Origin of the sequence: Tianweitania populi (assembly GCF_014652875.1) — a bacterium.
Taxonomy (GTDB): Bacteria; Pseudomonadota; Alphaproteobacteria; order Rhizobiales; family Rhizobiaceae; genus Tianweitania; species Tianweitania populi.
This window is the reverse complement of sequence record NZ_BMZQ01000007.1, coordinates 62,171-71,369: the sequence shown is the minus strand read 5'-3', so window position 1 is coordinate 71,369 and position 9,199 is coordinate 62,171. Positions and strand designations below refer to the sequence as shown.

Below are 9,199 nucleotides of genomic sequence, written 5' to 3'. Positions count from 1 at the left end.
ATGCCTTCAAAGGAAAGCAGGAAGCATTGCGCGGGCGATTCACCGTCGTGACAACGGACCTCAACCTGCATAAGTCGATCCCGATCCCGGCCGATCTGCGCCACGCCTTGCTTGAATATGCCAAATCACAGCATTGACGACCCCGCCAGTTTGTATCCAGGGAAGCGTTCATGACCAAGCCGGCCCGCGCCATAGATTTTGATGACAGGGATCTGCCTTCCAGCATCCCCGCGATGCCGGCCGATCTTCACGCGCATCTGCCTTATCTCCTGAACAGGCTGAGCAATCGCTGGAACCTCGATCTCAGCCGGGATCTCAGCGAGCATGGCATCAACAACACCGTGCTGCGCGCTCTGTCCGTGCTCTACATCCACAAGACGCTGACGGTGAATGAGATCGCCAGCTATGCGGTCGTGGAGCAATCGAACGCCAGCCGGACGATCGACACGATGGTGACGGCCGGCCTCGTCAAACGCCAGATCGCGGCACATGATCTTCGCCGGCGCGAAGTCGGCCTGACGCCCAAGGGCGAGGCTCTCCTGCGGCAGCTTTGGCCCATCATGATCAGCAATCATCAGAAGCTGATCCAGGGCATCCCTAAAAAGGACTTGAAGATCGTCCTCGATACGCTGCTCGCCATGATCCACAATGTCGGCGAAGGGCCGATCTGAGGCGATCAGCTCAGAGCCTTTTGCCGCGTTTCATGGTCGATGAAGCCGGCCATCACAGCACCCAGCAAGAGGAAGAAGGCGAAAAGCCCGATGGCGCCGACGAAGCTCTGCGCGATGACGATTGTCATGAGCGAGGGTGCCAGCAAACCGCCGAAGCGGGCCATGGCGCTGGCCGCGCCCATGCCGGTCGCGCGACTTTCGGTGGGGTAAAGCTCGGGCGTGAAGGCATATAGAGCGCCCCAGGTGCCGAGCAGGGCGAAGCTCATGATCAGGATCGAGGCAGCGATCATTGTGGCGTTGCCGGCAATCACAAACAACGCGCAGGCCAGCGCACTGAGAAGAAGAAAGCCGACCAGCGTCGGCTTTCGGCCCCAGGCTTCGACGCCATATGCGGCCAGCGCGTAGCCAGGGATCTGCGCCAGCGCGACGATGACCAGGAAGCCATAACCGCGCACAAAGCCGAAGCCTTCGCCGGCAAGGCGCGCCGGCATCCAGGTGAAGATGCCGTAATAGGAAATGGAAACAAAGAACCAGACAAGCAGCATGGCAATGCTGCGGCGGCGCAGCGGGCCTGAGAAGATCCCGTCCGTCTTCGCGCTGGCTGGAGCTTCGAGCGCGACATTCGCACCAAGTGGCGGCTGACCGTTGGTGACCAGAACCTGATCCAGCACAGCCTTTGCCTCGGCGGCACGCCCCGTCTTCAGCAGATACATCGGCGATTCCGGCACCCACCAGCGCAGGAACACGCCGATCAAAGCGGGAAGCGCGGTGACGGCAAAGATCCAGCGCCAAGCGTCGGCCACGCCATACACACTGGCGGCCCAGGCCGTCAGCGCGACGATCACCGTGCCGACCGCCCAGAACCCTTCCAGCATCACCAGCCAGCGGCCCCGGTTCTTGGCCGGCAGGAATTCGGCCATCATCGCGTAATCCACCGGCAGTGTGCCGCCGACCGCAGCGCCTGTGAGGAACCGCAGAACCAGCAGCACTTCGAAGGACGGGGCGAAAACGGACAGGAGGCCGAAGATCGCATCGCAGCCGACGGTGACAAGCAGCACACGACGGCGGCCATGACGATCGGCGAGTTTGCCGAACAGGCTGGCGCCGATCAGCATGCCGAGAAAGAACACGGTTCCGGTTTGCAGGGCCTTGGGCACGGACAGGTCGAAGGTCGCGGCGATGGACGCAGCGGTGAAGCCGACTGCCAGAACCTGCATGGCATCGGCGGCCCAAACGAAGCCAAAGATACCGAGAAGCCGGCGCTGGAAGGATCCAGCACCGGCTCGCCCGAGGATGTCCTCGACGGAAGTCTTCATGATCTGCCCTCGCCCGGAGATGACGCCCATCCGTCCCCCGGACGCGCGATCTTCAATGTACCGCTAGCGGCTTCGGCGTTTCATGTCGAATCCCATGTTGCAAAGGCTTGTCTCAGCCAGCCTGGTTGAGCGCGTCCAGTTGCTGCAAGTGGGCAGCATCCAGCTTCAGGCCGGCGGCTGCGATATTGCTGCGTAGGTGGGCGCGCTTGGATGTGCCGGGAATGACCAAGATGTTGGGGCTGCGCTGAAGGAGCCAGGCGAGTGCGACGGTCTGCGATGTTTCGCCGAGGTCGGCCGCAACCTTGCTCAGGCCATCAGCCTGCAAGGGCGTGAAGCCGCCGAGCGGAAAGTAGGGCACATAGGCGATGCCGGCTTCGGCCAGATCATCGATCATCGCATCGTCGGTACGCTGAACCACGTTGTAGAGGTTCTGCACGCAGACGATTGGAGCAATGTCGCGCGCTGTTGCGAGCTGTTTCGCATCCACCGTGCTGACACCGATATGGGCGAGCAGCCCTTCGTCCTGCATCTTCCGCATGGCCTGCATCGGCGCCACGATGTCATCGTCCGGGCCTCCCATGCGCAGATTGACGATGGCCATCTGCTGCAAACCGAGCCGCTCCAGATTGTCTTCGACGGACTTGCGCAGGAAGTCGGCGCCGCGCTCGAGAATCCAGTCGCCCTTGTCATTGCGCCAAGCGCCGATCTTGGTCACCAGCGTCAGGTTGGCGGGATAAGGATGCAGCGTTTCGCGGATGAGGCGGTTCGTGACGTAAGGGCCGTAGAAGTCGCTGGTGTCGATATGGTCGATGCCGAGATCGAGCGCTTCGCGCAAGACAGCCTTGGCTTCTTCGGGATCCTTGGGCTCGCCGAACACATGCGGACCGGCAAGCTGCATGGCACCGTAGCCCATGCGGTTCACGGAAATGGATGTACCGGGAAAGGTGAAGCGGCCAGCAGCGGCGGCGTTGATGGTGGGCTGGGTCATGGTCGGTGTCCTTGTTGGCAGCCGCAAGATGGCTGATCGTCAGCACATTGATAATCCGGGGCGCTGCGAATAGGCTGATCGGCATGCCGAACAATGATCTCTCCGCTTCGCTCGATGATCTCAGGGTCTTTCTTGCGGTGGCGGATGCCAATGGCTTCCGCACGGCTGCCAAGCGGCTGGGACAATCGCCCTCAACGATCAGCGAAACGATCTCACGATTGGAGCTGCGACTGGGCGTTCCGCTGTTCAGCCGCACGACGCGCAGCATCATGTTGACCGAAGCCGGCCGCGCCCTCGCTACTCGCACCGCGCCGTTGTTGTCGGAAGCTCGCGCGGCGCTGGATGAGGCGGCGAGTTCGCAGAACACGGTGCGTGGCCGATTGCGGTTGAATGTGCCGGGCGCCGTTATGTTCGACATCCTGCCACCGATCATCGACCGCTACATGGCGGCGCATCCGGATGTGCGCGTCGAACTCGTGGTCGAGGACCGGCTGGTGGACATCACCGCGGCCGATTGCGACGCAGGCATTCGCTATGGCGAGCATCTGGAACAGGACATGATCGCCATTCCGATCGGTCCGCGCCAGCAGCAGGCGGCACTCGCCGCCGCGCCCTCCTATCTCGAGCGCTTTGGCGTGCCGACGCATCCCGGCGAACTTCTTACCCATGATTGCATCCGTATCAGGATCAGCGGCGCGGCCGTCGGTGCCTGGGAGTTCGAGCGCGGCAGCGAAACCCTGACAGTCGATCCGCCGGCGCGGCTGATCGTGGGCACGGCTGGCGCGATGGCTGCAATCGCTCTGGCAAAAAGCGGTCGGGGCTTGCTTTACACCTTCCGCAACTGGCTCGACCCGCACTTCGCTGATGGAACGCTCGTGCCTGTTCTGCAGGACTGGTGGCCGCGCTACGATGGACCCCGCCTTTACTTCTCCCGCCGCTTCATGCCTGCCCCTTTGCGAGCCTTCGTGGATCTTGTGGCAGAGCAGCGATAAGGGCGGGCTTGTGCTCCCTTCGTCGAACTTGAGGCAAGCATATTAGCAATGTCATGATTGCGTCGTGTTCGCTCTTTTAAACGAGAGTTCCGTGTCGGTTGGTTGAAGTCGATTGATGCTGAAGCCGCCGATGCAGCACTTGCCAACAAGGAGTATGCCATGGCGATGATGAAAGCCGCGGTCGCCCGAAGTTTCGGCGCCCCGCTCGCGATCGAGGAGGTTCCGATCCCGCAGCCCGGTCCGGGCGAAGTTCTGGTCAAGATCGAGGCGACCGGCGTTTGCCACACCGACCTGCATGCCGTGGACGGCGACTGGCCGGTCAAGCCGATCATGCCGCTGATCCCCGGGCATGAGGGCGTGGGCTATGTCACCGCGCTCGGCTCGGGCGTTGTCGATCTGAAGGAAGGCGACGCGGTCGGCATTCCCTGGCTGCACGATGCTTGCGGCCATTGCGAATACTGCCAGACCGGCTGGGAGACGCTGTGCGAACAGCAGCACAACAGCGGCTACAGCGTGAACGGCACCTATGCCGAATACGCCATCGCCAGCGCGCCTTATGTCGGCCACCTGCCCGCCAATCCCGACTTCCCGACCTTAGCGCCGATCCTGTGCGCCGGCGTCACGACCTATAAGGGATTGAAGGAAACGGAAGCCAAGCCGGGCGAATGGGTGGTGATTTCCGGCATTGGCGGGCTCGGCCATGTCGCCGTTCAGTATGCCAAGGCGATGGGCCTGCATGTCGCGGCGCTCGACGTGTCCGATGACAAGCTCAACCTCGCCCGCGAACTCGGCGCAGACGTGACTGCAAACGCGCTCACCGAAGATGCTGTCGCCAAGATCACCGATGCGACCGGTGGCGGCGCGCATGGCGTGCTGGTCACCGCCGTCTCGCCCGCAGCCTTCGGCCAGGCAATCGCCTGCGCGCGTCGTCGCGGCACGGTTTCGCTGGTGGGCCTTCCGCCCGGCGATTTCCCGACGCCGATCTTCGATGTCGTCTTGAAGCGCATCACGGTGCGCGGCTCGATTGTCGGAACGCGTAAGGATCTGGCGGAAGCGCTGTCTTTCGCGGCCGAAGGCAAGGTGCGTACGACGGTCGCCGTCGAGCCCCTATCCGCCGTCAACGACGTGTTCGATCGGCTGCGTAAGGGCAAGATCGAAGGCCGCGTGGTTCTGCAGCCGTAATTTGCGGAAAGGGCCCGTCGTTCAGGCGGGCCCTTTTTATTCGAGATCGCCCCAGATTATGCTGCGCCGTGTTCGCGGGCAAACGCGTCCCAGCTTTGCAGCGCGCGCAGTTGCGGCGTCTTCTTGCTCATATGCTCGCTCATGCGGCCAAAGAGCTTGTCGAGCTCGGGGATAGCCTTGAGCAGGTGCGGGCCCTTGTTGAGCATCACACATTCGGCCCGCGCCCCCATGGCGGCATCTGTCATCTCGCCGCGTGATGGTACGCCAGTCTTGAGGAAGCTTTCCAGCACCTGCGTCGCCCAGATCACCGGCACGTGGGCGGCTTCCGCCAGCCACAGGATTTCCTCCTGAATCTCGGCCAGTCGGGCAAAGCCGATCTGCACGGCAAGATCGCCGCGCGCGATCATCACTGCCGTCGGCTGCTGTCCGGCCGCCTGCACGATGAGGTCGGGCAGGTTCTTGACGGCGCGGGACGTTTCGATCTTCAAAACCAGACCCACTTGCTGCCAATCGTCGGGGCGCTCGCCGCGCAGCGCATCCTGCAACTGCAGGATGTCTCCACGTGTTTGAACGAAGGAGAATTCGATCGCGTCGGCATGATGGGCGGCGAATACGAGATGTTCCCGATCGGTCTGCGTCAGGGCGGGAACATCCAGGTCCGTATCCGGAAAGTTGATTCCCTTTTCCGACTTCAGCTTGTAACCCTTCTCGTCGCCACCACCGGCAACGACGGCAACCACGATACCCCAGGCCTCGCAACGGGTAACCCGCACATCGAGCTTACCATCGTCGATCGAGATGCGGTTGCCAACCTCTGCCGCACGCACGGCTTCGGGCAAGGTGCATTCCAGCGCCGGCAGGTCCTTGGTGACCTTCTTCAGCTGCCCCGGCAAGGCAATGGCGAACTCGTCACCGGTGTGAACGCGGTTGCCGTTCTTGCCTTTACGCGTGTCGCCGGTGCGGATCTTGGGACCGGCCAGATCCATGAAGACACGCATGCGACGGCCTGTTTCCGCGTGCGCTTCGCGGACATTCTCGATCATGCGCAACCAAACGTCTTCGTCGTCATGCGCGCAGTTGATGCGCACGGCTTCGACGCCGAGTTCGGCCAGCTGCTGCAGGAGTTCCGGCTGGTCGGCGGCTTCGCTGGGCAAGGTCACCAACAGGCTGACGGGGCTGTGCGGCGAACGTTCGCCGAAGAGTTCCCCAGAGCGCTCCGCCAGCCGCGTTTCGCCACCGAAGAATGAAGCCTCGTCTTGGCGCGCGAAAGGCGAGCCTTCGGTCAGCGCATGCAGAACCGTGTGCACGGCATCCAGCGTCGGCATCACATGCGCCTCGGCACGTCCGAGCGAAGACAGGCCAAGTGCCGTCAGGTCGCGTTGCAGCGGGCGGATGTCATGGCGGCGGAAGGCTAGATAGTTCGCGAGGTTCTCGACGCTTGGCACAAACGCGGTGCGCTCGACTTGGGGACGCCAGCGATCCGCAATCCTGTTGCCGTCCTGGCTCACCTGCTCGCGCAGCTTTGCCAGATCACTGAACACATCGCCGACTTGCCTCATCACCTGCTCCTGTTTGTTGCGGGAGCGGGATAGGCCCCGGCAATGACAGTGCTGTGAAGGTGCGGCTTGAGCCTCATTCGATGTCTGCTTCGTAAGACGATAGAGCCTTGGTCACGGCTGGATCGCGACGGTGCCGCTGTCTCAGGCTTTCGAGTTCGGCATCGGTGCCCGTGCAGAACTTCGCCACGCCTTTCTCGATCTCCACACCGCGCGCTTCATCATAGGCTTCCTCGTTGCGGAAGTGATCGCATTCATCGCGCCGTTCCATGAAGGCGCGCACGTCCTTGGGCAAGGTCGAACGGTCTTCATCCTGGGCGAAGCCAAGGCCGGGTGCAGCGAACAAAAGGATTACAGCAAGCGCTGACTTTCCCCTGACTGCACAGTGCCGCGCGAGTTGCTGGCGCATGTTCGTCTTCCTCATTCTCTGATGTGCTCTTCCGTCGTGGCGGCGATGCCCTCGTTTTCGCTTGTACGTCTAAGCCAAACCCGAACGCCCTTTACGGCAGCCCTCAGCGCAAAAGCCGTCGGCAGAAACAGGAGCGCGATCCAGCCAGCCAGTTCTGCCGCCCAGAACCAGCGAAAGCGCAAGTCGATAAAGGACGGTGCGCCGTTGTCGTCGAAATAGGGATCGAGGGAGATCAGCGCGAAAGCGAGGACGTAGCAAAGGAGGAGGCAGACGGAAAAGAAGGCGAGCCCGCCGCGTATGCCCCGCACCGAGCCTGCCCGCACAGCGTCCGCAACAACAGCAATGATGCTGAGGCCAAGAAAAAGCGGGAATAGCAGGATCATCATGCCTGCTTCACTACAGGTCTGAGCCTATGCCGAACAAGCGCATTTACTGAAACCGTTCTGTAGGCAGAACCTGCATAACGATCTTTGTCACACTGCCGAAGGCGCTGCGAAGTAGAACGCATTGGAAATCGACGCTTTCATCTTTACAGCCAGCATCAAAGCTGGTGATTCTTCCGTTGATCCGACCGTCGCAAACACTCAGCGCGCGACTGACCACCTCCCGAATCCTTTTCAAACCGGAGAAAGTATTTTGATCAAAACCTTGCTTGCCGCCGCCTTCGCGGCGCTTGTCGCCACGACGTCCTTTGTTTCGGCACAGGAAGCGGGCTTGGCCGAGCGCCGCGCCGTGGCTGCCTATGAGAAGGAGCAGTACCCTGCCCTGCAGAAGAAGATCCAGGACGCTGCCGGCTTCCCCGTTCCGATCACAGTCGACTGGCTCAGCCTCGCTCTGCCGGGCGAAACCGAGTACTACACCCACGAAGAGTTCTTCCTGAAGACCATCTTCGAGCCACTTGAACTGGCGATGAAGGACGTCGCACAGGACGACATGGGCAAGGAAGCGCTCAAGGCCAAGCTGAAGGCGATCACCATCCATTATGCCGATGGCGGCATTTCAGCTTCCGATTACAAGCAGCGCGTGAAGTTCGAAGACGGCACGCTCGACATCAACTTCCGTCCGTTCACCAACGGGGCGGACGTCAAGGATCGCGCCGACGCCATCACCGAAACGCTGAGCGCCAAGCTCTAAGCGTGAAGCCCGGGCTGGAACACGGCCCGGGCTTTTCCCCTGTCAGGCGTATTTGCGCCAGTCGTGCTCTTCCTTGAAGCCGAGCACATCGCGGATCTTGCGGTTTGAAAGCGGGGCCTCGAAGCCGGGCATGGGCTGCGTGATCGGCGTGTTCGGCGCCCATTGGCGCAGGAACTCTTCCGTCGGCTGGTCCGCTGTGATCGTGTCGTTCACGGCATTGAAGACCTGGAAGCCGAGCCCGTCCTTCATCAGCGCGAGGTGCACGATCTGGCCGAGATCGCGCGCATCGATATAGCTCCACGCATTGCGTTTGCGCATCGGCGGGTTCTCCGCATAGGTGCGGAACGGGCCGTATTCATCCGGCTCGATGACATTGCCGATGCGCAGCGCATAGATGTCGGCGCCCGTACGATCGGCGAAAGCGCGCGCGGTGTTCTCGTTGCATTGCTTGCTGAGACCGTAGGAATCCATGGGGTCGATGGGATAGTCCTCGTCCAGCGGGAAGCGGTGAAAATCCTTGTCGCCCTCGGCAAAGCACACGCCATAGGTCGTTTCCGACGAGGCGATGATGATCTTGCGGATGCCAAGCTTCACCGCCGCTTCGATGACGTTGTAGGTCGACATCACATTGTTGCGGAACGTCTCGTTGTCGGGCTTCAGCAGCACGCGTGGAACGGCTGCGAAATGCACGACGGCATCGACCTTGGCCGGCCCCTGCCCCGTCTCGAACTCGTCTTGGCTGAAGTGCATGGAAAGCGCATTGAAGACCTGTCCCGAGTCCGTCAGGTCGACATCCAGCGTGTTGACGCCGTCATAGTCGAGCAGCTGGCGATCCAGGTTCAGGATCTCATGCCCACCGCGCTCCTTGAGCCAGGGAATGACATGACGGCCGGCCTTGCCGGATCCACCAGTGAAAACAACGCGCATTGGGGGGCCTCCCGGATCGGTGAT

Annotated in this window: 10 protein-coding genes; 4 read left to right on the top strand and 6 right to left on the bottom strand. The window is 61.8% G+C overall.

Annotation, left to right across the window (positions count from 1 at the left end; genetic code table 11):
* The first annotated feature begins 170 nt into the window (after positions 1-170).
* Positions 171-671 carry a MarR family winged helix-turn-helix transcriptional regulator gene (locus IE166_RS20340; RefSeq protein WP_244641636.1) on the top strand — a complete coding sequence of 167 codons (501 nt, stop codon included), beginning with the start codon at positions 171-173 and terminating at the stop codon, positions 669-671.
* A gap of 5 nt (positions 672-676) precedes the next feature.
* Here the strand turns inward: IE166_RS20340 and IE166_RS20335 are convergent, their stop codons facing one another.
* Both IE166_RS20335 and IE166_RS20330 read right to left on the bottom strand, forming a co-directional pair.
* Positions 677-1,987: an MFS transporter gene (locus IE166_RS20335; protein WP_385965168.1), complete on the bottom strand. Its 1,311-nt coding sequence runs from the start codon at positions 1,985-1,987 to the stop codon at positions 677-679.
* 112 nt (positions 1,988-2,099) lie between these two features.
* On the bottom strand, positions 2,100-2,975 hold the full coding sequence (locus tag IE166_RS20330; RefSeq protein ID WP_189507644.1) for an oxidoreductase: 876 nt from the start codon (positions 2,973-2,975) through the stop codon (positions 2,100-2,102).
* 83 nt (positions 2,976-3,058) lie between these two features.
* Here IE166_RS20330 and IE166_RS20325 point away from each other — a divergent pair, with 83 nt between their 5' ends.
* Positions 3,059-3,967, top strand: a complete 909-nt coding sequence (locus tag IE166_RS20325; RefSeq protein WP_189507642.1) for a LysR family transcriptional regulator — start codon at positions 3,059-3,061, stop codon at positions 3,965-3,967.
* A 159-nt stretch (positions 3,968-4,126) separates the two neighbouring features.
* On the top strand, positions 4,127-5,149 hold the full coding sequence (gene adhP, locus IE166_RS20320) for an alcohol dehydrogenase AdhP (RefSeq protein ID WP_189507651.1): 1,023 nt from the start codon (positions 4,127-4,129) through the stop codon (positions 5,147-5,149).
* Positions 5,150-5,205: 56 nt separating this feature from the next.
* On the opposite strand, the gene IE166_RS20315 is transcribed toward adhP, so the two are convergent.
* From IE166_RS20315 to IE166_RS20305, 3 genes are all read right to left on the bottom strand, one after another.
* Positions 5,206-6,708 (bottom strand): pyruvate kinase, encoded by a 1,503-nt coding sequence (locus tag IE166_RS20315; RefSeq protein WP_189507640.1) that lies wholly within the window; start codon positions 6,706-6,708, stop codon positions 5,206-5,208.
* 73 nt (positions 6,709-6,781) lie between these two features.
* Complete coding sequence (locus IE166_RS20310) at positions 6,782-7,114, bottom strand: hypothetical protein (protein WP_189507620.1); 333 nt, start codon at positions 7,112-7,114, stop codon at positions 6,782-6,784.
* 11 nt (positions 7,115-7,125) lie between these two features.
* A complete protein-coding gene (locus tag IE166_RS20305) occupies positions 7,126-7,500 on the bottom strand; it encodes a hypothetical protein (protein ID WP_189507618.1) in 375 nt (124 codons plus the stop codon).
* A 250-nt stretch (positions 7,501-7,750) separates the two neighbouring features.
* Between IE166_RS20305 and IE166_RS20300 the strand changes: the two genes are divergently transcribed.
* Positions 7,751-8,248 carry a hypothetical protein gene (locus tag IE166_RS20300; RefSeq protein ID WP_189507616.1) on the top strand — a complete coding sequence of 166 codons (498 nt, stop codon included), beginning with the start codon at positions 7,751-7,753 and terminating at the stop codon, positions 8,246-8,248.
* 42 nt (positions 8,249-8,290) lie between these two features.
* On the opposite strand, the gene IE166_RS20295 is transcribed toward IE166_RS20300, so the two are convergent.
* On the bottom strand, positions 8,291-9,175 hold the full coding sequence (locus IE166_RS20295) for an NAD-dependent epimerase/dehydratase family protein (RefSeq protein ID WP_189507614.1): 885 nt from the start codon (positions 9,173-9,175) through the stop codon (positions 8,291-8,293).
* Positions 9,176-9,199: the final 24 nt, after the last annotated feature.